Genomic DNA, 25,164 nt, shown 5'->3' on the forward strand with positions numbered 1-25,164 from the left:
TCTACCCTTTTCCCATCAAATGAGGGATAATTGAACAAAATGAATGCAGGATACCGGACAACTGAGCAGGGAAAAGGGTATCTAATAACGCCGATTGTAAAATTAAGCTAGACAACTAAAAAAGCCATTTGTGCTACACTCAAAATAGTTCTGACCAAAGAATTATAAGGAGTGAGTACAAATGACCTATACCCATCTTACAACGGATGAACTTGTAATGATAGAGTCTTATTTCAAAATAAATCAATCTGTTGCGAAAACTGCGCATTGCTTGAATCGTTCAAGACAAACGATCCATAAAGTATACCTATTCTTCAAGCAAGGAAAATCAGCCTTAGAATACTATCAACAGTATAAGAAAAACAAATCAAACTGTGGTAGACGCCCGCTTGTTTTACCCGAGGAACAATCAGAATATATTCAAAGAAAGGTTGTTCAAGGATGGACACCCGATGTGATTGTTGGTCGTGCAGCGTTTCCTATTCGTTGTTCTGCTCGTACCATTTATCGTATGTTCAAAAAGGGGCTATTTAATCCTTCTGACTTACCGATGAAAGGCAAGCGTAAACCGAATGGACATCAAGAAAGGCGTGGAAAACAAGCTTTCCGCCGCTCTATTCATGAACGTGAAAAAGATTATAGCCAATTCTCAAATGAGTTTGGTCACCTTGAAGGTGACACTATCGTAGGTCTGAAACATAAAAGTGCTGTAATTACCTTAGTTGAACGATTATCAAAAGTTATCATCACATTGAAACCGTGTGGTAGACAAGCGATTGATATTGAAAAAAAATTAAATCATTGGTTTGAATCTGTACCGAAAAATCTATTCAAATCCATCACTTTTGATTGTGGAAAGGAATTTTCAAATTGGAAACAAATCAGTAATGCCAATGATATTGCCATTTATTTCGCTGATCCAGGAACGCCGTCTCAAAGAGGCCTAAACGAGAATTCTAACGGATTGTTACGTAGAGATGGTTTATTGAAATCTATGGATTTCAATTCAGTAGATGAATCTTTTATTCAATCTGTCACATCTAAACGAAATAATATTCCTAGAAAATCACTGGATTATCGAACACCTTTGGAAGTATTTTTGAGTTACGTAAGTATTGATGATTTGTCTAACTTAATTTGACAATTAAGATAATATAACTATAAGGGGTCGAATAGATGGAAACACGAACAGAACAAGATTCAATGGGACCGATCGAGGTGCCAAAAGAAGCCTACTGGGGAGCGCAAACCGAGCGCAGTCGCCAAAATTTTAAAATTGGCGGAGAAAAAATGCCGCCGGAATTATTGCATGCGTTAGTTTTAGTCAAGAAAATGGCAGCGATTGCGAATCAGCGAACGGGAAAACTAGATGCGGAGAAAGCTTTAGCCATTCAAAAGGTGGCGGACGTGCTGCTGCAAGGAAAGAACTGGCAAGAGTTTCCATTAGTCGTTTGGCAGACCGGCAGCGGAACGCAAACGAACATGAACGCGAATGAAGTCATCGCACATCTGGCAAGTCAAAAGGATTTAGCAATCCATCCGAATGACGATGTGAATATGTCGCAGAGTTCCAACGATGTCTTTCCAACTGCACTGCATATTGCCGGGACTTTTGCGATTGAACAAAAACTGCTGCCGGCCATCCATGAGATGATTGGTATGTTAGAGGAGCTTGAAGAACAGAATCAGCACGTCATCAAGATCGGTCGAACGCATTTACAGGATGCGACGCCGGTTACTTTCGCACAAGAAATCAGCGGCTGGCGTTCGGCGCTTGAGCACAATGAGAATATGCTGATCAACAGTCTCGCTGAATTGCGGCAGTTAGCCATTGGCGGAACAGCTGTCGGTACCGGCCTGAATGCTTCAAGAGTCTATGAAGAATCATTTATCGAAGCGTTGAAAGAGGAAACGGGGATTCATTTTATTAGTGAAAGCAATAAATTCCACGCTTTAGCCAACCGTGACGCGGTTGTTTTTGTCAGCGGCGCATTAAAAGCATTGGCGGCTAACTGCATGAAGATGGCTAACGACATCCGCTGGTTGGCTAGTGGCCCCCGCAGCGGTTTAGGAGAGATCACGCTGCCAGCAAACGAACCGGGAAGTTCGATCATGCCCGGCAAGATCAACCCGACCCAGTGTGAAGCGCTGGCGATGGTGGCTGTTCAGGTGATGGGCAATGACACCACGATCGGTGTTGCGGCATCCCAAGGGAATTTTGAATTGAATGTCTATCTGCCGCTGATCGCTTTTGATTTATTACAAAGCGTCCGCTTGCTGACCGATGCCTTGCATTCTTTTACGGATAAATGCTTGAAGGGTATCGTCGTCAATGAAGAGCGAATGGCGGAATTACTCGACAAATCATTGATGCTAGTAACTGCATTGAATACACATATTGGCTACGATAAAGGCGCGGAAATCGCCAAAAAAGCCTTCAATGAAGGAACAACCTTGCGGGAAGCCGCTTTGACTCTAGGCTATCTAACGGAAGAAGAATACGATGCTTGGGTCAGACCAGAAAAAATGATTGGAGACAATGACAATGACTATCTACGATGAGGCATTAGCAGCACATGAAAAATGGCGTGGCAAGATCGAAGTGACGAGTAAGGCCAAAGTCCAGAATAAAGATGATTTATCTTTAGCATATACACCTGGTGTGGCAGAACCTTGTCGTAAGATTTTTGAAGACAAAAATAAAGCCTATGACTATACCTGGAAGGGCAATAGCGTGGCAGTTGTGACGGATGGTACTGCCGTTTTAGGCTTAGGCGATATTGGTCCGGAGGCTGCTCTGCCCGTAATGGAAGGAAAAGCGCTGCTCTTCAAAGAATTTGCTGGGATTGATGCTGTTCCGATTTGTTTAGATACTAAAGATCCCAAAGAGATCATCCAAATTGTTAAAGCAATCGCACCGACATTCGGCGGAATCAATTTAGAGGACATTAGCGCGCCTCGGTGTGTCGAAATCGAGCGAGCGTTGATCGAAGAATTAGATATCCCTGTCTTTCACGATGATCAGCATGGCACCGCGGTTGTGGTGACGGCGGCATTAATCAATGCGTTGAAGCTGGTAAAAAAAGAACCACATGAGTTAAAAGTAGTCATTTCCGGTACTGGTGCTGCGGGGAGTGCCATCATCCACATGCTGATTGATCTTGGCGTTAAGAATATCATTGCATTCAATAAGGACGGCGCCTTGAACGAAGCGATGACGACCGCGACTTTTGTTGAAAAAGAAATCCTAGCGTTGATCACGCCGAAAGATTTTACTGGAACAATGGCGGATGCCTTTGTAGGCGCAGATGTTTTCGTGGGTGTCTCGGCACCAAATTTAGTGACGAAAGAAATGGTCGCTTCAATGAATGAAGGAAACATCGTCTTTCCGATGGCCAATCCTGAACCAGAAATTACGTATCAAGAAGCATTGGCTGGCGGAGCCGCAGTTGTTGGTACAGGCCGCTCTGATTTTCCAAATCAAATCAATAACGTGTTGGCTTTTCCAGGACTATTCCGCGGAGCCTTCGCAGCTGAAGCGACGACAATCACCCCTGCGATGCAGTTGGCTTGTGCCTATGCAATTGCAGATTCGATCCCTTATTCAGAATTGAATTCTGATTATATTATTCCCTCAGCGTTTGATGAAAATGTGGTGGATTTGATCACGATGAAGGTCGCAGAAGCTGCCAGAGAAGATGGTGTGACACGCTAATTCTATACGCTAAAACCCTTGATAGATCAAGGGTGGAAAGGATTTTCTATCGACAGTTTTATGCTGATACAGTAGTTTGGAAGCAAATACGACTATCGAAGGTGATCACATGGAAATCGGACAACGAATCAAAATAGAACGTCAAACCGCAGAATGGACACAGGAGCAATTAGCGGATAGAATTTTTGTATCGAAGCGAACGATTTCGAATTGGGAGACAGGAAAGACAGTCCCTGACATCGAGAGCGTTCTTCGGTTAGCAAAAATATTTAAGTTGTCTTTAGACGATTTACTAGTAGAAGATTCTGCCATAGTAAAGGAAATCAAGCGGAAGGAAGAACTCACGAATCTATCAATTATTTATTATGTTGGCCTAGTGTTGACGGGATTGATTCTGATGGGAATGATGTATTTTTCTTCAGCGTTGGGTAAAGAAGGATCATTGTACCTAATCACTGCTGCGTTACTGACAAATTTTATTACTATGTGCATGTTTAAGCTAAATATCGATCGGCTAAGAAATAAAGAACAAAAGTTTCAGCGAGAGATGAGACAAATGAAAATCGTTGGAACAGCAATGGTCGTATTCGTATGCATCGTTCTAATTGTATTGCATTTTATGTAGAGAAGAGGGCTTTGAATGAGTAAAATTTTCAAAATGAGTTTCGCTTCAATTTATCCTATGTATGTGAAAAAGGTTGAGAAAAAAGATCGCACCAAGGAAGAGCTCGATCAAGTTATTTATTGGCTGACAGGCTACGATGAGGCAGGCCTGCAAAAACAAATAGATGATGGTGTCGATATGGAAACCTTTTTCGCGGAGGTTCCCCAATTAAACGAAAATGTTTCCTTGATCAAAGGTGTAATCTGCGGGTATCGTGTCGAAGATATTGAAGATCCATTGATGCAAAAGATTCGCTACATGGATAAGTTAGTGGATGAATTAGCCAAAGGCAGAAAGATGGAAAAAATCTTACGCAAATAATCAGTGCAGCAAGTCTAAGAAGACTTGCTGTTTTTTTATAACCTTCTTTATCTAACGATCGGATGATAGAATAAAGTCAGCCAGAATGAAACGAGGTATGAAGGGGATGCGAGGAATGATAAAGAAAATTAGTGGTGCATTATTTATTCTAGTTGGTTTATTAATGTTCTACTGTTCTTATGATAATTGGCAAAGTAATCAAGAATTTATTCATAGCAGCAAAGGACGGTCGCTTGGGACAGTACATGTTGAGCGGGGCGTCGAAACGGTTAGTTTTCCAGAAAATAGCTACGGTGTAGCGTTGGATGGAGAGGGTCGCAAAGAAGGCGAACAGGTTTATATTTATTATCAGAGGGATAAACCTTATCGTATCTCGACCACGCCCAGCCAATATAAAACGAAGAAGGAAATCTATGGAGCGTTCTTATCAGGAATTTTTTTAATTGGATATGTGATCTTTATCCAGTTTATCGCTCCGAAAATTTGGAGAAAGTTTGCACAGAAACACCATTTGTTGAAGGATGGTAATTGATGCTAAAGTTTAATTGATCAACAGGATTGTGACAAAAATTTTTCACCTTAATGAGCAAAAAACGGACAGCAGAACAAACACACTACAGTTCATGATAATGTGCTTGTTCTGCTTTTTAAATATTCACGGTAAAACATACATATAAACTCTACCATTGAATTCATTTTTTGCATGACAAATAAAGCCCTATAGGAGAAGGGGGTTCTATCGATCACTTTATCAATATAACACTACTCTGGACTCATCGTTTTTTCTTCTTTTTATGCGAGGCGCGTTTGCCTTCTGGGGTCTTTTTAAACAGTTCAGCTTGGGATTCTACCTGCTTTTGCTTCTTACTTTTCGGTTTTTTATAATCTACATAGGGGCTTTTCTCTGTTGCGGAAAGTGCCATCGGTTTCTGTGCAGCGGGTTTCTTGGCTTCGGCTTTTGGCGGTTCTTTGACAGCGGATGTGGTTGAACCACTGATTGATTCAGCTTTTGGGGCTGTAGCGGCGATCGACTTTTCTGGTGAATTAATGTCCGAATCATTTGCCGAGTCTTCTTTTTTGAGTTCTTCCATACGAGTATCGGTCAAAACAATGCCCTCAGGTAGAAGTAATTTTACTATTTCCAGCTTTTCTTCCTCCGTTAAATCATCTAAATCAACTTCTGGCGACACTCCCATTTCTGGTTGAAGTTCCTTGACTAGATCAGTTGCCTCCACAATTTTCCCTTTTCTGATCTTGATATCGCGGGTACAGTTGTCGATCTCGGAGTTCTCCAATTTAACAAAACGTCGAACGTCATCCTTTTCAAAAATAGTCAAAGAAGACATCAATTCTAATACGGAATCGATTTTGGTTGCTGAAGAATTCGGATCGGCATCCCGCAAACTCCACGTGTGCACCTTTCCCATCGCATCTTCAAAGGTCGAGACAATTTTATATTGCTGACCTTCTAATGCTTCAACAGGTGTCGTTTTTTCAAGTAAGTATCTTTTGCCGTCGCCTAAACGGTTGTTGTAACGGTGGATTTGTTTTGAGTTTTTGTAGAAACGTTTGAGGACTTGGTCCCATTCCTTTTCGTTTTCAAAAGCATCGCGAAATAGTGGACAAAATTTGCGCAACACCTCTGTCGGCTCCGCAAATAGAAAGATTTCTCTGATTAAGTCGTTGCAGATTCCTGCAAAGTCACTTACGCACAAACATTGACGAATCAGCACAGCCACAAGGTATTGAATGGTGGTATCTGCATCCGACGATTCTGTGTGCGCTTTCAAAATACGTTTCTCAAGGTTCGTTTTTCCCATGGTAAAAAGTGTGATTTGCGACAATGTTTTTGGCATAAGTGTGCTCTCCTTCTATTTTAAAGTTATTATTTTTTTTGATCTCTGTTTTTAAATTCACTTTTATGATACATCAGAATAAACTAAAAATAGCCTTAGAAATACTCTATCTTTTAATTAAAATGAATAAATTTGAGTATATGAGTGGTATAGTTAACAACTTCAATATATAAAACAATAAGCAAATACGAATAATGAAAAAAGATTGATTCGCTTGTTTTCTTGGCATTGTTTCTATGTTTTTCAATTTTCGTTGTTTCTGGAGAAGAAGCAAATGTTGGGGTTATGTATCATCTATACAATACCAGTTCAGATGAACATTTCTATACCGCGACTACTGGTGAAAAGAAACATTTTGAGGTGGGGGATTATCATGATTTCTCAAAAGTATGCTTACAAAGAAGAGATGCTTAATTTTGAGCATCTCTTCTTTGCGTTTATATCCTATAGTGTAATGATTAAGTAATTAGAAAGCATAGTTTTGATCAGTCAATCAAAACACGGAGAGAGTGATTAATTAAGCTTCTCACTTTTCAAATCGAACTATCTCCAATTTAGTTATTCTCAATCTTTCTAATTATATCCTCCTTATTGGAAAATATCCGCAAGATCAAAATTGCATTATTCACTTCATCAACTTGATACAAGATGGAAATTTTTTCTTGGCGATATAAGAAGTGATTGACTAATTCGATATTGAACATTTTAAGATCTCTGCCGATTTTCGGATTAGCGAGGGATTGGAATGTTTTAAAGAGTGCCTCGATCATTTTTAACAAAAAACAATTGCTGATAAGTAACCATCCATTTCTTAAAAGCAAAGACCTTTTGTGGTATACTACGTAGGAATCTATTTTTAAAGGAGGAGCCTCATGGCAGAGAAAGAAACATTTTATATCACAACGCCAATTTATTATCCAAGTGGCAAACTGCACATTGGGAATTCTTATACAACGATTGCCTGTGACGCGATTGCTCGTTACAAACGTTTGATGGGCTTTGATGTGTTTTATTTGACTGGAGTCGATGAACACGGACAAAAAATTGAAAAGAAAGCCGATGAACTTGGCGTAGACCCACAAGAGTATGTGGACAAGATGGCAACGGATATCAAGAAATTATGGAAGACGTTAGACATCAGTTATGACAAATTTATTCGGACGACAGATGATTATCATCAAGCAGCAGTCAAAAAAATCTTTGATCAGTTGTTGGAACAAGGGGATATTTATCTAGGGGAATACGAAGGCTGGTATTCTGTATCTGATGAAGAATATTTTACTGAGACGCAATTAGCTGAAGTGTATCGTGATGAAGAAGGCAACGTGATCGGCGGGAAAGCGCCAAGTGGTCACGAGGTCGAATTGGTGCGCGAGGAATCCTATTTCTTCCGTATGAGTAAATATGCGGATCGTTTATTGGAATACTACGAGGAACATCCTGAATTTATTCAACCGGAATCTCGTAAAAATGAAATGATCAACAACTTCATTAAACCGGGCTTGGAAGATTTGGCCGTTTCACGGACGACCTTCAAGTGGGGAATTCCAGTCAATGCGAATCCTGAACACGTGGTTTACGTTTGGATCGACGCATTATCGAACTACATCACTGCTTTAGGTTACGATTCGGATGATGACAGCCTATTTAAAAAATACTGGCCCGCGGATGTTCAAATGGTCGGAAAAGAAATCGTGCGTTTCCATACGATTTATTGGCCAATCATGTTAATGGCACTAGAAGTACCATTGCCGAAGAAAATCTATGGTCACGGCTGGTTAATGATGAAAGACGGCAAAATGTCTAAATCTAAGGGCAATGTCGTATATCCTGAAATGCTGGTAGAGCGTTATGGCTTAGATGCGGTTCGTTACTACCTATTAAGGGCGATCCCGTTTGGCTCAGATGGCGTATTTACACCAGAGGATTTTGTGGCTCGGGTGAATTATGACTTGGCTAACGACTTAGGAAACTTATTAAACCGGACAGTTGCTATGATCAATAAATACTGTGATGGAGTTGTACCGGCTTATAAATCTTTAGTAACAGACTTCGATAGCGAATTATCAACGACAGCAGCCAATGTGGTTAGTCGTTACCGTGAATCCATGGACAAAATGGAGTTCAACAATGCGTTGGCAGAGGTTTGGACGTTGGTTTCTCGTGCGAATAAATACATCGATGAAACAGAGCCTTGGGTCTTGGCTAAAGATGAAGAACGCAAAGCTGAATTAGACAGCGTGATGGTTCACTTAGCGGAAAGTCTGCGTATCGTTGCGATTTTATTGCAGCCAATCATGACACAGACACCAAAACGTATTTTTGAACAATTGGGCTTAAATGCTGAAATGATGAATTTATCAACGATTCATTTTGGCGAGTTTCCAGAAAATACCAAGGTGACGCCAAAAGGCAAACCAATTTTCCCTCGTCTAGATATGGACGAAGAAATCGCTTATATCAAAGCTAAAATGTCTGAAGGCAGTCAGCCGGAAGAAGAAAAAATCAAATGGGATCCAGAAGAAACAGAGCTTGTTTCCGTCAAGGATAAAGAAATCAAATTTGATGTTTTTGATAAAGTTGAATTAAAAGTTGCGGAAGTTATGGAATGTAAAAAAGTCGAAGGTGCAGACAAACTTCTACAATTCCGTTTAGATGCAGGCGATAAACAAGATCGTCAAATCCTTTCCGGAATCGCTGAATTCTATGCGGACCCAGAAAGCTTAGTCGGCAAAAAACTAATCATCGTTGCGAACTTGAAGCCACGCAAAATGCGCGGAGAAATCAGCCAAGGAATGATCCTTTCTGCTGAAGCTCCTGACGGCACATTGAAAGTCGTGGAAGCACCAAACGACATGCCAAACGGCGCGATTGTCGGATAATAGAAAATCAAAAGGTCGAAATCCAAAGTAAAGGGATTTCGACCTTTTTTTGTTTATGAACCAATATAGGCAGTTGATTGTCTCTAGCTAGCTGATTTTTTTAATGAATCGTTTCGTAAAAAGAATGAACCAAAACAAACAAACGAGAGTCCCGAGCAGAAGTGTGGGCCAAAGATCTTTCTCAAAAATCAGTTGGCCAACCCAAAAGCTGGGAAGAATACTAGTGAACCAGCGCCAAGAGTCGGAGACGAGTCCAGCGACAATCAATCCCATCAAGGTGATGCCCGTCAATTTTGAAACAGCTAGACCTTCGACGCGATTAGAAGCTAAAGAAACGATCATCATAGCCACTGCGATGCCGAATAAAGTAGCAATAATAGATGCTGAAATAGTGGTAAGCAGCGAAATATCGGAAAGGGCAAACCAGCGAGTAATCACAATAGCGCAAAGAAATCCCCAAATCGCCGGAATACCGATTCTTGCAAAAAGATACTGTAAATGACTTGCGGGTGTGATCTGATAATAATTTCCGAGACCTTCATCACATTCTTCTAAGAGTAAAAAGGCGCTGGACATAGTTAGCAGCGTGGGTGTTAAAATAATCATCAGTCCATCTGTAATTGGATACCAAGGTTCGAGAGAAAAGCTGCTTCGCACTAAGAGAAGTTGATTCAGCCATGGCAGCAAAAAACGAAAAGCGATGCCGACCAGGAGTGGAGCAGGGATCAAGAATAGCATGATTGCATCGCGTAAAACAACGTGCATACCGATGGAAAAAATTTTAAGTGTTAATCGCATGCCTTTTCTCCCCTCTTGCTTCTGTTTCACGTTGAACACAACGAACAGCAAGTATAAATGCCGCGCCTGTCCAAAGGAACAATTCGATGAAATAAATCAAAAAATTTGTTGGATCATTTGACAACGTACCGTTAATCAATTTGAATACAATCGTTCCAGGAATCGCATTCGTAAAAGGTAGCTGAATTCCTAAAATAGTAAGAATCGCTGGTGTCAAAAGCAACAGAGCAGGAGGAACGCTGGCTAATAGGTAGCCGTTGAGTGTCTTAGAAAAGGTAGCAAAAATCAATCCTAGTAAGGTGAAAAAGCAAGAAGAGAGAAAAATTACAGCTGCTAATAATAAAGCGTGAACGAATGGAATCGCAAGGAAACCGATAATCGTCGCAGAAAGTGTGGATACGATACCTAAAGAAAAGATTTTACTCAATACGTATTCAGCCGTTTTTAATGGCGTGACCGCTATGTAACTATGCAAAGACTCATCCTTTTCCAATAGCCAGATACCGCCAATGAAGAAATAGCCCAACACAGCTGGATCACTGAGCATTACTAGACTGCCCGCCGTACTTTTAAGTGTTGGATCGGTTATTTGCTGAAGAATCAATACATATAAAATTGTTAGCAAACTGTAGATCAAATAGAAACCATATTTTATTTGGTAACAGACATCATTTTTAATCGTTGGCAGAAGTCTCATTGCAGCCGCCTTCCTGTTAGTGAAATAAAAACATCTTCTAAACTTTGTTCTACTGAATGGATCCGCGTGATTTTTTCCGACTTAGCCATGTTCAAAAAATGAGTATCTGAACCCAGCGCATGTAAAAGAATCGTCCGTTCTTCCTCCAAGTTTCGTGTATTTTGAAACGTATAAATGATGCGCTTTTCTTGTTTTGAATTACGAAAATCCGTCGGAGTATCTAACGCACGTATCTCACCATCAACAATAAAAGCCACGCGATCACAAAGCTCTTCCGCGTCTTGCATATTATGTGTCGTGAGGATGATCGTCTTCCCAGATTTTTGCAATTCTCTTACCATTTCTTTTAAAATCATCGCATTGGCAGGGTCGAGGCCGCTCGTCGGTTCATCTAAAAATAAGAGATCAGGGTCATGCAGTAAACAGCGAATAAAACCTAAACGTGCCTTCATTCCTTTGGAAAAACGATTGACCTGTTTATCCGCATCCTGTAGCAGTCCCATTCGTTCTAACAAAGGGTTGGGATCAAGTGTAGCATTTGAATATAAAGACGAGAAATAGTGTAGGTTCTCTATTGCAGTGAACTTGCCGTAAAAATTAGGAAATTCAAAATCAACACCGATTTTTTCATAGAAATCTTTTGAACGTTCTTTTACTGAAGTCTCTAGAACAGAGGCCTTACCGCGATAGCCCAGCAGCGTCCCCGTGAGGATATTTTGCAGCGTACTTTTTCCAGCGCCGGAAGGTCCGAGAAAACCGAAAATTTCTCCTTTACGCACTTCGAAGCTAATATTCTTCAATGTGTCCTGTTCATTTTTAGGATAGCGATAAGAGAGCTTTTCCACCTTGATCATTATTTTTCCTCCACTAATTGGTTCACTAATCCCTCGCACATTACTGAAATGACTTGATCGAGCATTTGCTTTTCTTCGTTTTCCATCATAACCCGAGCACCATAAAGAGCTTGGAAAACTTTGGTCACGACGTCGATCGGTTGAGTAAATCGAATACCATAGGGTTCAAACAATTGTAGTGCGGCAGCATCTTCACCAGAGTGAGCTTCGACTGCTTCAGGTGGAAGTTTCCGCAGCAATAGTGCCATGGTCTCACTATCTGTATTCTGAATTAATGGGTACTGATCCATTAATTCAAACATAAAGAGGAGTGTCTTTTTTACCAAGTCTCGAGGAGCTAACTGTTGATTTTCAGCTAAGTAGACTTCCATTTGCAGCCACATTCTTTTCTGACAGTCAACTAAAATGGAGAAGTACAATTCTTCCTTACTGGGAAAAAAGGCATAAAATGAGCCTTTGGCAATTGCGGAGGCCTTTGCGATTTCTTCAATCGTGACTTTTTTCAAGCCATATTCACAAAATAATTCTTCTGCAACAGCAACAATTTTTTCTGCAATAACTTGACGCTCGTGTGCACTAAATTTTGGCATAATTCACCTCTTGAATTTATTTATATGACTAAATATATTTATTGGTCATATAAATACTACGATGTTTCTTCATCACTGTCAATCCTTATCGGGTTAAACCGGCTAAGTTTTGCCAGTGCTTTTTAGCAGGGGATTCTTTAGGATTCAGGTATACTCAACGTAAAGATATCTATGAAGGAGTGATTTTAATGCCACTTATTGCAATCTTGATCGACTTAATAACACTTGGAGGCTATTTTCTTCAGTTAAATAATGGCGGCCCCACGCTTTATTTGCTAGGCTTGATTTTCCAAACAATCATGACCGTTTTATTGCTGATCATCATGATCGGTTATCATGGCAAGAAATATTCTGGCTTCCGTCCAGAGGGATACTCATACTTAACCATTCGCTACGGAATCATTGTGATTTCATTTGTGCTCAACGGAATTGCCTTGTTTCTATACGGACTCAACTATTTTGGCATCAATGATATTGTGTTCTCAGGCTTTTAATTCTGCCACGATTGAATCGCTATTTGTATTGTCCATTTCCGTAATGCTAAAATGAAAGGACTACAACACGTGAGGTGGATCAATGACATTTAGAATAATCGAGCTTCCAGCTTTTAAGGCGGCTTCATCAGGGGTAGATTCAAACTTTGATTTTTCTGAAAAGGGCACTCTCGGAAAATTTAATGCTTACTTTTCGGCGCTTACACTTAGTCCGCGGGATTCATTTATGCCTAGAGATTTTTTATTCTTTGACGCGGTAAATGGCGGAATGGTCTGGCTGTATGCTTTATCTGAGGAAATCGATGCGGGTGATTTTGACGTGATTGATGTTGAAGGCGGCTATTTTTTGACTTATGTCTATAAGGATGGAGACGAGAAAACTCGTCGTGAATTGTTTGAAGAAGCAAAGGACTATATTGCAAAATTAGATTCGCTTGAATTGGATATCTCGGAAACACGTTTTATGATGGGACACATCATCACACCCAAGAGAATTATTGAGCAGCAGGGATGGTCACAAATGGAAAATTTTATTCCAATTAAGTTAAAAGAGCTGGCCGGTTAATAGTATAGTGAAGCCAGGGAACTGAATAATAAAGATTTTGATAATAATCAATTTTACTATTTTTCTTTAGCTGAAAGGTATGCTATAGTTAATAAATACGAAAAATATTTTTATGCGACACTTTAACTCATTTTGATGAAATTTAATCAAACTGGCGTAACTATAGGGTTACAAGGATGTATTAGAAGGATTTGGGAATACATCGTTTAAACGAGAAATAGTTAACTTTTAGTAATAGTAACACCCACAACTTTAAAATAATAAATATTGATTAGTTAGATAGCCCGCTCTTGATTGAGCGGGCTATCGTTCATTTTCAAGGCCTCAGGAGCTTGTTGCCAAGTAGCAAGCTCCTGAGGCCTTTTTCTGATTAATTATCATTATGGATTTGAAAAAAAATGGGATATATCTGATTGCTGTTTTTATAACCTAAAAATTTAGAAAAGCTTGATTTATCAAGGATTAAAGACTGTTAGTCGTAGGTTTGAATCAATTTAGAGAGCCTTTTTTATTAAAAATGATTTTTATTATTAGAAAACAATTTTTTCATAACATTAAATAAAAGGCATTCTTAATTTAAATAGGAAAATAGCCTCGTTAAATTACATACGAATATTCTTTTTGACTGCATTTTAATATTATTACACTAATTTGATGAATGAAAAGTTTGTTGTTAGGATTTAATTAAGATGTATTTTATTATATTTGTCTTGTTAGAAATATTTATAATTAATTTTTGACGATTTGTTTATAGTATTTTTTGTTTTTGATTTTTTGAGGGGGAGATGAAGAATATGCGTAAAGCAGGTTGGATGACAAGTGTGCTGCTAGTGGTTAGTTTACTTTTTAGTTTAGTTCCAATAAATGCAAGCAGCCGTGCTGAAAATTTGGACGTTCAGAGTGACATTCGAGTAACGGATGCAACAATTTTTAATTCAGTAGGAGAAACGAACGCACCGGATACTCGGGCTAATGCGTTGGAACTAGTGACGATCGATCTTACGTGGCAAATGACTGATCCAAGTCTGATTGAAGAGGGCGAGACGCGAGAATTGACACTGCCGAAAGATCTGGCCTACAGCGAACAAAGCGGCACCTTGCCAGATGGGATGGGCAGCTTTCAAGTCAGCGACGGCAGGATTCAATTTACTTTCTCTCAAAATTATCAAATGATGCCTGACGAACGAATGCCGGATTATCAATCTGTCAGACACTATCAAGGTAGTGTGACGATCCAGGCGGAAATACCTAAAACAGGTTTGTCCGAGGTATCACTTGATTTTGGCAATCAAGTAATCAAAACACTCTTCATCGAAACAAAAGCTGAAACCGAGAGTAAGAGGGAAATCTTGCAAGAGGCGGGACGAGATTTAAATGATTTAGGAACTTGGGTGCTGCGTAGTATGAAAGTGACAGACGAGAATGGTGAAAAATTCTCGGAAGAAAAACCACCAACCCGAGATGATAACATCCAAATCGATTTTGATTGGCTGCTGGACAATGAGGCAGAGATTCAAGCGGGTGATTATTATACCTATCAGCTGCCGGATTATTTTGCAGTGCACCAAGCGATAAAGAATGAACCATTGAAAAATGAAACACCTGGTGGTGAATCGTTAGGCAGTTTTGATGTAAGTTTGGATGGATTAATGACGATTACGTTTAATGATAAGGCGACAGCGGTAAGCGAACGTAAGGGAACGATTCAAATTGTGACCCAGTTAGATGTGGAACAGTATATTGATGAAATAATTACGGAAGAAGAAATCAATGAGGATGGTACTACAAGTGGAGAGATAAAGGTCACTATTGCTCAAGCCGAGATTACCAAAACCGGCTCAATTGGTACGGACAATATCATCACTTGGGAAGTCATTATCAACGGGAATAGTCGAAAGCTGTCAAATGTCAAAGTTACTGATAATTTGCAGGCTAATCTCGAATTCCTGAGTACTAAATGTGAGGTTCCTGATGGAAATGGCGGTTGGAAAGAAGCCGAATCCGGCTTTTATCATTGCTTGCACTTCAGGCCAGAGGGAGAGCGTTCTTACTTTGAATTAAGCTTTCCCGATTTGAATCAGAAAAAACAGAAGCTGACACATCCTGTAAAATTCACCGTTCGTTCAAAGATTACGGATGGAGGCAAGGCGAATGCTTACGAGAATACAGTTAAGATCGCAGGGACAAATTTTAGAGAAAATGGTACATCGGCGACTGTGGCCTTAAAAAATATTCCTAGCTATAAATTCTTACTTGGTTCCCAATTTGAAAAAGGTATCCTTGATTGGCGCGTCAAGGCGACAATCGAAAATAACGGGGGCAACATCATCGATCAGATGTATAAAACGGATGGTTGGCCGCAAGGGGCGCTGCATTATTTGGAGCCTTCGAAGCTTGTAATCACAGATGCAAAGGGAGATACACTTGGGAAGGATCAATGGAAGTTTCTTGAGAAAGAAGAGAAAACAAAGAAGGATGAGTCTGGTACTGATCAAATCATTCGATTCGGCATCGAATTTGCTAAAGCGGGAACTTATTATCTCAGCTATCAAACGAAAGCCTTCGAGCTGCCACTACCGCTTGATGAGGAAATCGCGAATTATCTATGGGTCGAAGGAAAAAAATATAACGGCAGTAGCGGCATCGATGATGATGATCTGTTAGGCGTAACCAAATATCATGCGGGAACCGATTACATGAAACGTGAACTATCCTGGTGGACCTCCATCAATAAGAATCAAATCGTGATGAAAAATGCCGTGATCGAGGATCGCTACAGCAGAGTCGACGGCAACAACAAGTGTGCGCTGCGACTAAATGTGAAGACTCTTCACATCTATCCATTGAAAGAAAAACCAGCTAATGACAACGATATTGATTATTCCCGAGAATTAAAAAAAGGGACAGATTTTACTTTAGAATCTAAAGGCGAGAACTATAAAGATGGTTTTGTGATTCGACTGATCGGGGATTACGCAAGTACGAGCGAAACTTTACAGATTCGTTATAATACACATTTTAAGATGGAAGATCAAAGCGAGTATTCCCGAGGGAAAAGCAATCACTTTACGAACTCAGCGATCGTAACCTATCAGTATGAACACGGAGAAGGATATGGATACGATTCAGATGAAACCGAAGTTTGGGTCGATGCCCAAATGAGTCAGAATGGCTGGAAATATGGCGCATTTGTAGCAAAAGATGAGGAATACAAAAATCAAGTCAGTCCTTTTGCGGGGGAAAAGCCTTCTGAGGATTCTGTTTACTGGACTGTCCCGTTAAATTCATGGGGATTGAACTTAAAAGCCGGAACGATGATACGAGAGGATATTCATGAAGGGCAATCAAACCCGGATATCAAAATATACGAAGTAGAATACGGACGACCTGAATATGGACTAACAGGATATGGGCGCAAACTTGAGGAGAACGATGATTACCAGCTTATCCCGAGCAAAGACGGATCTGAAGACTTCGAAATCGAACTTTTGAAAGATATCGATAAACCGTTTGCGCTTTTTATCAAGGTAAAGGCTGATGAAGATACCTTTAAGTATAAAAATAAAGCCTATATGGACTTTGAGGATGAAAGGCTCGAAATTGAAGCCTTTGTTGAAAAGAGCTATAAAGGAAATTGGCTCACTAAAAGCGGCAGTCAAGAAATGAACGACTCAGAAGCCAAGCTGCAGGCAAATTATGAAATCGTATTGAATAAAGATAGCCGGACGATCAATGATCCGATTATTACCGATACAGTGACAATCAACGAGCAGACCTTTCAGCAAGAGGATGGAGTAGTAAAGGTAAAGGCCCATAAAGCAATCAAACGAAATGGGCAGTATGAAAAAGGGGAAGAAGTTGATTTAAGTACGGGCGGGCGTTCAGTAAAACTCACCAATAGTCTTGAAACGGGGAAGCAAACGCTGACGATTGTCCTAGGTGACTCTATTTCGGAACCTTATATAATCACCTACTACACCAATATTGATCCGGCAATCAGAAATGGAACTCAGATAACAAATAGTGCCTCACTTTCTGGAGCCGGCCATCTAATTACCGAAACGGTCGAACGGGTGGAAATCAAGTCTACCCAAGGATCAGGAACTTCCAGTGGAGTAGACGGCGCATTAAAAATCAGAAAGGTAGACGAAAAAGGTGAACTGATTGACGGTACTGCCGAATTTGCGGTTTTTCGCGTAGATAAAGATGAAGAGCTGCATGATTTTCTGCCAAGTATCAAGGTGAAGAAAGATCGAATCGTTCAAATCGGCGAGGGGGAAACGGTTGATCTTGAGAAAATCGCGAATCTTCGTTACGGAAAGTATGCGATACAGGAAATTAACGCACCAGATGGGTATGAACTAGATGATACTATCCATAAATTCACCATTGATGACAAGACACCGAACCACGAATATCTTCACGAACACAAGAATCATCGGCTCAAACCGTTTGAGCTATCAATCTTGAAGAAAAGCATGGTCGGTGAACGACTGTTGAAGGGCGGAGAATTTTCATTAAATGCGGCTGGAGAAGAACCGATTCTGGCGACAGCGACAACGGAGAAAAACGGAATCGGAAAATTTATAGATGACGAAGAAAATCCTTATCTGCTTCAATTAGGAAAAACTTACATTGTCAAAGAGACAAAAGCGCCAGATGGCTTTGTCAAATTGAAGGGCGATTTTACTGTTTCGATCTCCAAACGAGGAGAAATCATTGTGACGTACGATGGCGATGAGCTTGACGAACAAGATGTAAGCATCGTAAAGGGTGAGGAAGGAAAGAATACTCAAATTCAGTTCACGGCTAGAAACAATCCGCGAACTCCATTACCGAAAACAGGTGGTGCTGGCGGAGCGTTGCTGATAACGCTCGGACTTATTGGTTTGCTGGTTGGACTGTGGTATCACTTTCCGCTGAAGAAAGAGGAGGGATTGTCATGAAAAAGCTCGTTAGGCTGATAATGCTGCTTGCGGTTCTTCTTTCAACTGTTTTGGGAATGAGCGGTCGTGTTGCTGCAGCCGAGACAGATTCGATAACCTTTACTTTACACAAACTGGTGTTTCCAGAAAATGCACTACCTGAAGCGAGTCAGAACGACGGCGATGAACGTCTGAAGGACTATGACGGGTTGAATGGTGTGACCTTCGATGTGTATGATGTGACGGCAGATTTTAATCGTTTGCTGGATGAATCGGACGATCAAGATGCTAAAAAGGTTCAGTCAGAGCTGCAAAACATGGATGTTTCCAATCGAAATATGATCGCGCAGCAAGTTACAGCGACACTAGGCGATAAAGACGGTATTGCCACTTTTCTATTGCCAAAGTTTTCTGAAGGAAAGGATGCTGTTTATCTTTTTCGGGAGAGTGCCGCACCTAGCGATGTAAAAAGTAAAGCGGCGGATATGATCGTAGCTTTACCTGCCTTCGATGCTGCTGGCGATTTCCTTGAAGGTCCGATTCATTTGTATCCCAAAAATGAGATTACGCAACCTCGTTTTGAAAAAGAGGTCCTTGATCAGCAGTTGAGTTATCAGCTAGGAGATCCGATCAAGTATGAGCTAAAAACTAGATTGCCATCCAATTTATCACTTTACAGCAAGTACCGCATTTCCGATCAAGCGGATCCGAGTTTATTGCTAGATGCCAAATCGATCAAGGTCCAAATTGCGGATGGACCGTATGAGGACTATCAGTTAGAAAGTTCGGACCATGGCTTTAGATTGCTTTTTGACCTGACAAAGCTAAAAGAACATGCTGGAAAAAACGTTACGATATCCTACACTATGACCTTGCAGGATACAAATAGGATCGATCACGAAATCATTAATCGTGCTGAACTTGAAACCGATTTTGATAAGATCATTCGGGAACGCAAGGTCAAGACAGGCGGGAAAAAATTTATTAAGGTCGATGCGTTAAAAAAGAATCAAACATTAGCGGGTGCCTCATTTGTGGTCAAAAATGCGAAAGGACAGTATTTGCAGGGGGGAGAGAATGCCTATTATTGGACCGCAAAAAAAGAAGAGACGGACGTAGTTAAATTAACTTCGAATAAAGATGGATTCTTTGAAATCAACGGCCTAAGTTACGGCAGCTATTCATTAGAAGAAGTGAACGCCCCTGCTGGGTATCTTTTAAGTGAAAAAGCAGTTTCCTTCGAGATATCGGAAAACAGCTACACCTTTTCCAAGGGAATCCTGCAGGTGGTCAATCAAAAAACGACTTCAACAAGCAAACAGCCCAATAAACCTAGTCCAGCTCAAACGAAGAAACAAACGGCTGCTGGTCCGCTTGCTCAGTATCCTAAAATGAATGATAGCCGAAACTTATGGTTCATCGTAGTTGGCGGAAGCCTCGTTGTATGTGTCATTGTGCTGGTATTTCTACGCAAAACTAAGAGGAGTGAATAATCCAATGAAAATCAAAAAAAGTTTATTTCTGATGATCGGTTTATTAGCAGCGGTAGTGTCCCAAGGTTTGTTTGGTTTTGCCAGGACAGCAGAAGCCGACAGGGATGTCGAGCAGACAGTCGTGATCCATAATCTAACCTATGATAAATTACCAAGTGAGATTCAAAATACGGGAGATGAAATGACCGATTTTACCGGCGAACCATTGGCGGGGTCAACCTTCACAGCCTATGATGTAACGAGTGTTTATTGGGATGCCTATGATGCTGCGAGCGGTGAACACCTAGCGAAAGAAACCGCGGCTATCAAGGCGGCAAAAAAAGTAGATACTTCAACGATGAATGGAAAAGAATTTCCAGAAACAAATACTGATGGCTTAGCTGAACTAGCATTGTCGATAAAAGCTAAGACGGGAAGTGCCATTTATTTAATTAAGCAGACCGGCTTTCCGGCTGGAGTCGTTCCAGCTAAATCAGAACCATTTGTGATTGGCTTGCCTTCTCATGATAAAACTGGGACTTTAAGAGAGAAAGTGCATGTTTATCCCAAAAATGAAATGCCGACAAATGATGTGAAATTTATCAAATATGGGATTGATTCCGATGGAGGGAAAGCCGTTTTAAAAGACGCAAAATTTATTTTGAGGAAAAAAGACGGCAATTACTATAATTCTACTACCAACGAATTTGATCTCGAAGAAACAGATAAAGAACAGGCGGCGGTGTTCCTATCCAATGATAAAGGTGTTGTGAAAGCAGAAGGGTTGGTGTTATCACCGGGAATCTACGAGTTTTATGAGATTGAAAGCGACGTTGCCACCTCCGAAAAACAGGATACTAATCCGGATAACAACTATAAATATCACTTTTTGATCAATCCAAAAGTGTCTTTCACTGTATCAGACGAGTGGAAAGTGACGAAGTATAATTACTATGATCAAAAACTTCAGCCAAAAGAATTAAATGCACCATTTGGCGACAATTTAGCGGAGGCCTACAATTTCAAAGTACCGAATGTAAAAAAAGAGGTGGATGATTCAGACGTCCGAAATGGTCAAGAACTCACTTACACCATCTCGAAAAAAATTCCTGAGGATGTCGGAAATTATTCGATGTACAAACTGATCGATACGTTTGATAAACGATTGGAACTCTGCTGCAATGAGGAAAAAATTATAAAGAGTATCAAAATAAATGATGGAGAACCCACGGGATTGTCTCCTAAATTTTCTATGGGTCCTGGGACGAATGAATTTTGCCTAACCTTCACACCTGCTAATTTAGCGCAGCACGCGACAAAAACATTATCCTTTAGCGCGACGATGAAGGTCAAAGCAGGAACTGATTTGAAAGATATTGATAATGATGTTCTTTTCGAAAATAGCTTCCGGGATTCCAAGGATGAGGAGCGTGTACAAACATATGGGAAACGCTTTGTCAAAGTAGATAGCCGAACAGATAAAAAGCTAGAAGGTGTGGAATTTGCGATAAAAAATAAAAACGGCGAGTTTATGAGCTTGGCGCAAGAATCAGATGGGAAATTTGTTGAATCAGTGACAGGTTGTGCTCAAGACTATGTTGTCAATTGGGTCGCAGCTGAAAAGGATGCCACAAAACTTATTTCTGATAAAGATGGGAATTTTGGAATCTACGGTCTTGGATCAAATGAGGAGAACTACTATACCTTAGTTGAAACCAAAGCGCCTGATGGCTATGTCAAATTAAAAGAAATGAAATTTACAGCAGACGGAGCAGGAGATGCTCAAATTCTGCGTGTTGAAAACAAGACAAAAGGAATCCTTCCGATGACTGGAGGTTGGGGGATCACAGGATTGGTTGTCATTGGAATCTTCGGTTTGGCAAGTGGAGTCACCTACTTTAAAAAACGAAATCGATTGACTGAAAAATAGAGAAATTGGTGGTTCGATGAAGAAAAAACGCAGATATTCATTTATAGATATTCTTATGTTTGCGGTGATGCTCGGCGGGGCGGGAGCGCTGCTTTACCCCTTCGTAGGCGATGCATTGAATAGTTATTGGAATCAGCAAGTCATCAATTATTATCAAGAAAAATCGAATACTGAAAATCGGCAAGCGATCCAGCAGGAACAAAAACGAATTAAAGATGAAAATAAAAAAATTGCCAAGATGGGAATTCCAGGCAGCGATCCATTTACGAAAAAGAAACCTAAGGTCACAAAAATTGAGAAAGATTATTATCAAAAGCATACAATTGCTGTTGTACGAATTCCTAAAATCAACGTTGCGTTACCCGTCTTTGATCAGACAGACTCTCTTTTTTTAAAACGCGGGGCGGCCTTGCTGGAAGGAACTTCTTATCCTAACGGCGGCAAAAATACGCACACGGTGATTACTTCCCATCGCGGCTTAAAAGAAGCTCGCTTATTCAGTGATCTGCCTAAATTAAAGAAGGGCAATCAATTTTATCTGGAATACAAAAATCAGACACTTGCTTACGAGGTAGATAAAATTCAAACGATCGAGCCGACTGAGGTTGAGTCATTGAATATCGTTGAGGACAAAGACTACGCAACGTTGATGACCTGCACGCCTTATGGTGTTAACAGCCATCGACTTCTGGTCCGAGGAACAAGGATTCCTTTTGATAACGGTATGAAAAAAACGCTAGTCGAGGCTGATCACGTCCGTCGAAAGATGTCTCTGGCAATTCTAATTTTCAGTCTTTTGCTGATTACCGGGCTGATCGGCGTAGTTTTTAAGCGTATCAAGGCCTTAAAAGCACGTTAAGAACGGTACGATCACTTAGCAAAAATGTTATTCTGCCTTTGAACTCAGAAAATCCTTGATACCGTTAACATTTCGCTCTATTTTTGCTAGACTAATTGATAGATTAAAAAAATGGAGTAGTAATGGGAGGAATAGAGTTTATGAATTTTAAACAGGTTGTGGTTTTTTCAATCAAGGATTTCAATAAGAATAAAGAAAAAGATGGGTATCTTCCGCAAAACGGGACGGTTATCAATGCCTTTGTAGGATCGAATGGACTGAATTGCATAGCGGTAGGGTATGTAAGATAAGCCGAATACTTTAGTGGTTAGCATAGCAGAATCGAATAAAGCAAAAAGGACTAGAAAAAATCTAGTCCTTTTATCTTTCAATCTACGCATGTAAAATTTCGACGATTTTCTCATTGAAATCAGGCAGATCATCTGGCGTACGGCTAGTCACCAGTTTGTTATCTACCACAACTGGTTCATCTTTGACGATCGCTCCGGCGTACCCAACATCCGGTCGAACGGTTGTATAGGCGGTCATTGTCCGGCCTTTGGTCAAGCCTGTTTGGATAAACAGCTGCGGTCCGTGGCAGATCGCGAACAGAGGCTGTTCTTTATCTAGGAAGTAAGTCACAAATGAGACAAACCGTGCATCGCTGCGTAATTGATCGGGAGAAAATCCCCCTGGAATTAACAGAGCATCAAACTCTTCAGGTTTCACCTCATCGATTCCTTTATCACTTTTGAACTTCGTACCTTTTTTACCAGTGATTTCTTGATCGGCCTCAAAACTGATAATCGTTACCTCGTTGCCGTCTTTTTCCAGTGCTTCTTTCGGAGAGGATAGTTCAACATCCTCTACCAGATCTGTGACGATTGCTGCAATTTTCTTAGTCATTGAATGTTCATCCTTTCTTTTCGTTACTTTAACCCTAAAGGATAAATACTGAGATTTCAATTAATCTGTTTGGCCGATAGTTGAAACACTTTTTCCGTTTGAGTATGTTAATACCTACTTTTGAGGTAAAATCTAGGAAAGAGGGGGAAAGAATATGATAATCGGTGTGGCTTTTTTAATTCTTGGGGTGTGGCAATTATGGATGACTAAACGGTCGTTTACTAGTCTGAAAAAGAGTGGCAATCAAAATACGTCTCCTTTCGTGATGTTTAGTTTGTGGAGTAGTTTAGTTATGGCAATTATTTTTTTGGCGCTCGCCTTCAACTTCTTTACAGGTAATATTGGCTTCTAATTGAATTCACTAGGGACCAATTGTATTGCTGCTAGATTCAGAAATATTTTTTATAAAGCGGTCAATATTCGATTTACAAAAAAGGGGGATAAAGAAATTCTTTTTGTAAAATCTATTGACAGCGCTTTCTCTATTTGTTAAGCTGATTTTGAATTAAATAGACCAAATGATGGATAGTGATTGTTTTAATACAAGCTAAACCTGATGATGTGTACGAGTTATTTGTCGTGCCCTCATTGGGTTTTTTTGTTGCTCTAAAACAGGAGGTGGCTTTATAAAAAACAACAAACTTGGGTTTGACAACGATTACAAAGATATCTATCATTTTAAGTGAACGAAGTCAGTGGAAGCGATTTTTAGTAGCGAATGTCACAGAACGGAGGAGCATTGGATGCAGATTCAGAAGATTTTGAATAACAATGTAGTCATCACGACTGATCAAAAAAATAACGAGATCGTCGCGATGGGGCGTGGTCTAGCCTTTCAGAAAAAAATAGGGGATGAGATAGCCGAGACGGCGATCGATAAAACCTATCACCTTGCGAATAGTGATTTGTTCCTTAAATTTCAAGAACTGTTAGTAGATGTTCCAATCAGCTATGTAGAAATTGCCAATGACATTATTGATGAGGCAAAGGTCACATTGAAAAATCCGTTGAATGACTCGCTTTATATTTCAATCACGGACCATTTATATGCCGCGATCCAACGAGTTAAAGAAGGCGTGCGGGTGCGGAACTTGTTATTGTGGGATGTCAAACGTTTATTTCCAGACGAATTTTCAGTCGGGGTAAGTGCCGTAAAGAAAATCAAAGGTAAATTCAAAATTGATTTAGGGGAAGACGAAGCCGGAAATATTGCATTGCATCTAGTAAATGCTCAAACGGAAAGCGATAACGAAGATGCTTATCTGATGGCAGAATTGATGCAAGAGATTATTCAAATTACCAGCTATTATTTTAAAGTTCAATTGGATGAAGAATCTGTCTACTTCTATCGTTTTACAACGCATTTGCGTTTCTTTGCTTCTCGTATCATGAATCAACGGCAGCTGACTGATGAGACGGATGATGAGCTTCTTTTGATCATTCAAAAGAAGTACCAAAATGCCTATCAATGTGTGGAAAGAATTGCCGATTTTATTAGCAAAAAGTATCATTACGAAATGTCCAATGATGAAAAGTTATATTTAACGATCCATATTGCACGATTAGTCCAAAAAGTAAATCAATAGAATTACCCGCCTGCTTTGCACATGAATCCCGGGTTGTTGCTTAGTGAAAGGGTATACATTATAAAGAATGA

General features: G+C 40.2%; 23 protein-coding genes. 16 read left to right on the forward strand and 7 right to left on the reverse strand.

Features of this window, described 5'->3' with window-relative positions:
* Positions 1–181 precede the first annotated feature (181 nt).
* The 6 genes from I585_RS15865 (at position 182) to I585_RS15890 (ending at position 5,232) form a co-directional block, all read left to right on the forward strand.
* Positions 182–1,141 carry an IS30 family transposase gene (locus I585_RS15865; protein ID WP_002330482.1) on the forward strand — a complete coding sequence of 320 codons (960 nt, stop codon included), beginning with the start codon at positions 182–184 and terminating at the stop codon, positions 1,139–1,141.
* Between the two features lie 35 nt (positions 1,142–1,176).
* On the forward strand, positions 1,177–2,562 hold the full coding sequence (gene fumC, locus I585_RS15870) for a class II fumarate hydratase (protein ID WP_010741029.1): 1,386 nt from the start codon (positions 1,177–1,179) through the stop codon (positions 2,560–2,562).
* Positions 2,546–3,715 (forward strand): NAD(P)-dependent malic enzyme, encoded by a 1,170-nt coding sequence (locus I585_RS15875; protein ID WP_010741028.1) that lies wholly within the window; start codon positions 2,546–2,548, stop codon positions 3,713–3,715. The genes fumC and I585_RS15875 overlap by 17 nt, the downstream gene beginning before the upstream one ends.
* A 109-nt stretch (positions 3,716–3,824) precedes the next feature.
* Positions 3,825–4,340, forward strand: coding sequence for a helix-turn-helix domain-containing protein (locus I585_RS15880; protein WP_010741027.1), 516 nt, complete (start codon positions 3,825–3,827; stop codon positions 4,338–4,340).
* 15 nt (positions 4,341–4,355) lie between these two features.
* Positions 4,356–4,700: a DUF2200 domain-containing protein gene (locus tag I585_RS15885; protein WP_010741026.1), complete on the forward strand. Its 345-nt coding sequence runs from the start codon at positions 4,356–4,358 to the stop codon at positions 4,698–4,700.
* 115 nt (positions 4,701–4,815) lie between these two features.
* Positions 4,816–5,232, forward strand: a complete 417-nt coding sequence (locus I585_RS15890) for a hypothetical protein (RefSeq protein ID WP_111945211.1) — start codon at positions 4,816–4,818, stop codon at positions 5,230–5,232.
* Between the two features lie 241 nt (positions 5,233–5,473).
* Here I585_RS15890 and I585_RS15895 read toward each other — a convergent pair whose 3' ends face one another.
* Entirely contained in the window at positions 5,474–6,556 is a 1,083-nt protein-coding gene (locus I585_RS15895; protein ID WP_010741024.1) for a hypothetical protein, read from the reverse strand.
* Between the two features lie 554 nt (positions 6,557–7,110).
* The gene (locus I585_RS23275; RefSeq protein WP_155856981.1) at positions 7,111–7,260 is read right to left on the reverse strand and encodes a hypothetical protein; all 150 of its coding nucleotides are present in this window, start codon (positions 7,258–7,260) and stop codon (positions 7,111–7,113) included.
* A gap of 168 nt (positions 7,261–7,428) precedes the next feature.
* On the opposite strand from I585_RS23275, the gene metG reads away from it, so the two are divergent.
* A complete protein-coding gene (gene metG / locus I585_RS15905; RefSeq protein ID WP_010741022.1) occupies positions 7,429–9,438 on the forward strand; it encodes a methionine--tRNA ligase in 2,010 nt (669 codons plus the stop codon).
* An 87-nt stretch (positions 9,439–9,525) separates the two neighbouring features.
* Here metG and I585_RS15910 read toward each other — a convergent pair whose 3' ends face one another.
* The 4 genes from I585_RS15910 to I585_RS15925 are packed head-to-tail and all read right to left on the reverse strand — an operon-like array spanning position 9,526 to position 12,377.
* Positions 9,526–10,236, reverse strand: a complete 711-nt coding sequence (locus I585_RS15910) for a hypothetical protein (RefSeq protein ID WP_010741021.1) — start codon at positions 10,234–10,236, stop codon at positions 9,526–9,528.
* Positions 10,220–10,933 carry a hypothetical protein gene (locus tag I585_RS15915; RefSeq protein ID WP_010741020.1) on the reverse strand — a complete coding sequence of 238 codons (714 nt, stop codon included), beginning with the start codon at positions 10,931–10,933 and terminating at the stop codon, positions 10,220–10,222. The genes I585_RS15910 and I585_RS15915 overlap by 17 nt, the downstream gene beginning before the upstream one ends.
* Positions 10,930–11,787 carry an ABC transporter ATP-binding protein gene (locus I585_RS15920; RefSeq protein ID WP_010741019.1) on the reverse strand — a complete coding sequence of 286 codons (858 nt, stop codon included), beginning with the start codon at positions 11,785–11,787 and terminating at the stop codon, positions 10,930–10,932. Before I585_RS15920 ends, I585_RS15915 begins: the two co-directional genes overlap by 4 nt.
* On the reverse strand, positions 11,787–12,377 hold the full coding sequence (locus I585_RS15925; protein WP_010741018.1) for a TetR/AcrR family transcriptional regulator: 591 nt from the start codon (positions 12,375–12,377) through the stop codon (positions 11,787–11,789). The genes I585_RS15920 and I585_RS15925 overlap by 1 nt, the downstream gene beginning before the upstream one ends.
* Before the next feature lie 188 nt (positions 12,378–12,565).
* Between I585_RS15925 and I585_RS15930 the strand changes: the two genes are divergently transcribed.
* The 7 genes from I585_RS15930 to I585_RS23455 all read left to right on the forward strand — a co-directional run bounded on the left by I585_RS15930 (position 12,566) and on the right by I585_RS23455 (position 22,912).
* The gene (locus tag I585_RS15930) at positions 12,566–12,871 is read left to right on the forward strand and encodes a hypothetical protein (RefSeq protein WP_010741017.1); all 306 of its coding nucleotides are present in this window, start codon (positions 12,566–12,568) and stop codon (positions 12,869–12,871) included.
* A gap of 82 nt (positions 12,872–12,953) precedes the next feature.
* Positions 12,954–13,436, forward strand: a complete 483-nt coding sequence (locus I585_RS15935; protein WP_010741016.1) for a hypothetical protein — start codon at positions 12,954–12,956, stop codon at positions 13,434–13,436.
* 794 nt (positions 13,437–14,230) lie between these two features.
* Positions 14,231–18,382 carry a SpaA isopeptide-forming pilin-related protein gene (locus tag I585_RS15940; protein WP_244266012.1) on the forward strand — a complete coding sequence of 1,384 codons (4,152 nt, stop codon included), beginning with the start codon at positions 14,231–14,233 and terminating at the stop codon, positions 18,380–18,382.
* The gene (locus I585_RS15945; RefSeq protein WP_010741014.1) at positions 18,379–19,854 is read left to right on the forward strand and encodes a SpaH/EbpB family LPXTG-anchored major pilin; all 1,476 of its coding nucleotides are present in this window, start codon (positions 18,379–18,381) and stop codon (positions 19,852–19,854) included. The genes I585_RS15940 and I585_RS15945 overlap by 4 nt, the downstream gene beginning before the upstream one ends.
* A gap of 4 nt (positions 19,855–19,858) precedes the next feature.
* Positions 19,859–21,763 carry a pilin N-terminal domain-containing protein gene (locus tag I585_RS15950; RefSeq protein WP_010741013.1) on the forward strand — a complete coding sequence of 635 codons (1,905 nt, stop codon included), beginning with the start codon at positions 19,859–19,861 and terminating at the stop codon, positions 21,761–21,763.
* A gap of 16 nt (positions 21,764–21,779) precedes the next feature.
* Positions 21,780–22,622 carry a class C sortase gene (locus I585_RS15955; RefSeq protein ID WP_010741012.1) on the forward strand — a complete coding sequence of 281 codons (843 nt, stop codon included), beginning with the start codon at positions 21,780–21,782 and terminating at the stop codon, positions 22,620–22,622.
* 140 nt (positions 22,623–22,762) lie between these two features.
* On the forward strand, positions 22,763–22,912 hold the full coding sequence (locus tag I585_RS23455; RefSeq protein ID WP_167545846.1) for a hypothetical protein: 150 nt from the start codon (positions 22,763–22,765) through the stop codon (positions 22,910–22,912).
* Positions 22,913–22,994: 82 nt separating this feature from the next.
* On the opposite strand, the gene I585_RS15960 is transcribed toward I585_RS23455, so the two are convergent.
* Positions 22,995–23,507, reverse strand: coding sequence for a type 1 glutamine amidotransferase domain-containing protein (locus I585_RS15960; RefSeq protein ID WP_010741010.1), 513 nt, complete (start codon positions 23,505–23,507; stop codon positions 22,995–22,997).
* A gap of 154 nt (positions 23,508–23,661) precedes the next feature.
* Between I585_RS15960 and I585_RS15965 the strand changes: the two genes are divergently transcribed.
* Together I585_RS15965 and licT are read left to right on the forward strand one after the other, a co-directional pair.
* Positions 23,662–23,859 carry a hypothetical protein gene (locus tag I585_RS15965; RefSeq protein ID WP_010741009.1) on the forward strand — a complete coding sequence of 66 codons (198 nt, stop codon included), beginning with the start codon at positions 23,662–23,664 and terminating at the stop codon, positions 23,857–23,859.
* Between the two features lie 391 nt (positions 23,860–24,250).
* Complete coding sequence (gene licT / locus I585_RS15970) at positions 24,251–25,093, forward strand: BglG family transcription antiterminator LicT (protein WP_010741008.1); 843 nt, start codon at positions 24,251–24,253, stop codon at positions 25,091–25,093.
* The last annotated feature ends 71 nt before the right edge of the window (positions 25,094–25,164 follow it).

This window comes from Enterococcus malodoratus ATCC 43197 (genome assembly GCF_000407185.1).
Taxonomy (GTDB): domain Bacteria; phylum Bacillota; class Bacilli; order Lactobacillales; family Enterococcaceae; genus Enterococcus_A; species Enterococcus_A malodoratus.

What these genes read in the sequence shown, in the direction of transcription:
- I585_RS15865 (WP_002330482.1), top strand. Translation starts at nt 182, where the DNA reads ATGACCTATACCCATCTTACAACGGATGAACTTGTAATGATAGAGTCT.
- fumC (WP_010741029.1), top strand. Translation starts at nt 1,177, where the DNA reads ATGGAAACACGAACAGAACAAGATTCAATGGGACCGATCGAGGTGCCA.
- I585_RS15875 (WP_010741028.1), top strand. Translation starts at nt 2,546, where the DNA reads ATGACTATCTACGATGAGGCATTAGCAGCACATGAAAAATGGCGTGGC.
- I585_RS15880 (WP_010741027.1), top strand. Translation starts at nt 3,825, where the DNA reads ATGGAAATCGGACAACGAATCAAAATAGAACGTCAAACCGCAGAATGG.
- I585_RS15885 (WP_010741026.1), top strand. Translation starts at nt 4,356, where the DNA reads ATGAGTAAAATTTTCAAAATGAGTTTCGCTTCAATTTATCCTATGTAT.
- I585_RS15890 (WP_111945211.1), top strand. Translation starts at nt 4,816, where the DNA reads ATGATAAAGAAAATTAGTGGTGCATTATTTATTCTAGTTGGTTTATTA.
- I585_RS15895 (WP_010741024.1), bottom strand. Translation starts at nt 6,556, where the DNA reads ATGCCAAAAACATTGTCGCAAATCACACTTTTTACCATGGGAAAAACG.
- I585_RS23275 (WP_155856981.1), bottom strand. Translation starts at nt 7,260, where the DNA reads ATGTTCAATATCGAATTAGTCAATCACTTCTTATATCGCCAAGAAAAA.
- metG (WP_010741022.1), top strand. Translation starts at nt 7,429, where the DNA reads ATGGCAGAGAAAGAAACATTTTATATCACAACGCCAATTTATTATCCA.
- I585_RS15910 (WP_010741021.1), bottom strand. Translation starts at nt 10,236, where the DNA reads ATGCGATTAACACTTAAAATTTTTTCCATCGGTATGCACGTTGTTTTA.
- I585_RS15915 (WP_010741020.1), bottom strand. Translation starts at nt 10,933, where the DNA reads ATGAGACTTCTGCCAACGATTAAAAATGATGTCTGTTACCAAATAAAA.
- I585_RS15920 (WP_010741019.1), bottom strand. Translation starts at nt 11,787, where the DNA reads ATGATCAAGGTGGAAAAGCTCTCTTATCGCTATCCTAAAAATGAACAG.
- I585_RS15925 (WP_010741018.1), bottom strand. Translation starts at nt 12,377, where the DNA reads ATGCCAAAATTTAGTGCACACGAGCGTCAAGTTATTGCAGAAAAAATT.
- I585_RS15930 (WP_010741017.1), top strand. Translation starts at nt 12,566, where the DNA reads ATGCCACTTATTGCAATCTTGATCGACTTAATAACACTTGGAGGCTAT.
- I585_RS15935 (WP_010741016.1), top strand. Translation starts at nt 12,954, where the DNA reads ATGACATTTAGAATAATCGAGCTTCCAGCTTTTAAGGCGGCTTCATCA.
- I585_RS15940 (WP_244266012.1), top strand. Translation starts at nt 14,231, where the DNA reads ATGCGTAAAGCAGGTTGGATGACAAGTGTGCTGCTAGTGGTTAGTTTA.
- I585_RS15945 (WP_010741014.1), top strand. Translation starts at nt 18,379, where the DNA reads ATGAAAAAGCTCGTTAGGCTGATAATGCTGCTTGCGGTTCTTCTTTCA.
- I585_RS15950 (WP_010741013.1), top strand. Translation starts at nt 19,859, where the DNA reads ATGAAAATCAAAAAAAGTTTATTTCTGATGATCGGTTTATTAGCAGCG.
- I585_RS15955 (WP_010741012.1), top strand. Translation starts at nt 21,780, where the DNA reads ATGAAGAAAAAACGCAGATATTCATTTATAGATATTCTTATGTTTGCG.
- I585_RS23455 (WP_167545846.1), top strand. Translation starts at nt 22,763, where the DNA reads ATGAATTTTAAACAGGTTGTGGTTTTTTCAATCAAGGATTTCAATAAG.
- I585_RS15960 (WP_010741010.1), bottom strand. Translation starts at nt 23,507, where the DNA reads ATGACTAAGAAAATTGCAGCAATCGTCACAGATCTGGTAGAGGATGTT.
- I585_RS15965 (WP_010741009.1), top strand. Translation starts at nt 23,662, where the DNA reads ATGATAATCGGTGTGGCTTTTTTAATTCTTGGGGTGTGGCAATTATGG.
- licT (WP_010741008.1), top strand. Translation starts at nt 24,251, where the DNA reads ATGCAGATTCAGAAGATTTTGAATAACAATGTAGTCATCACGACTGAT.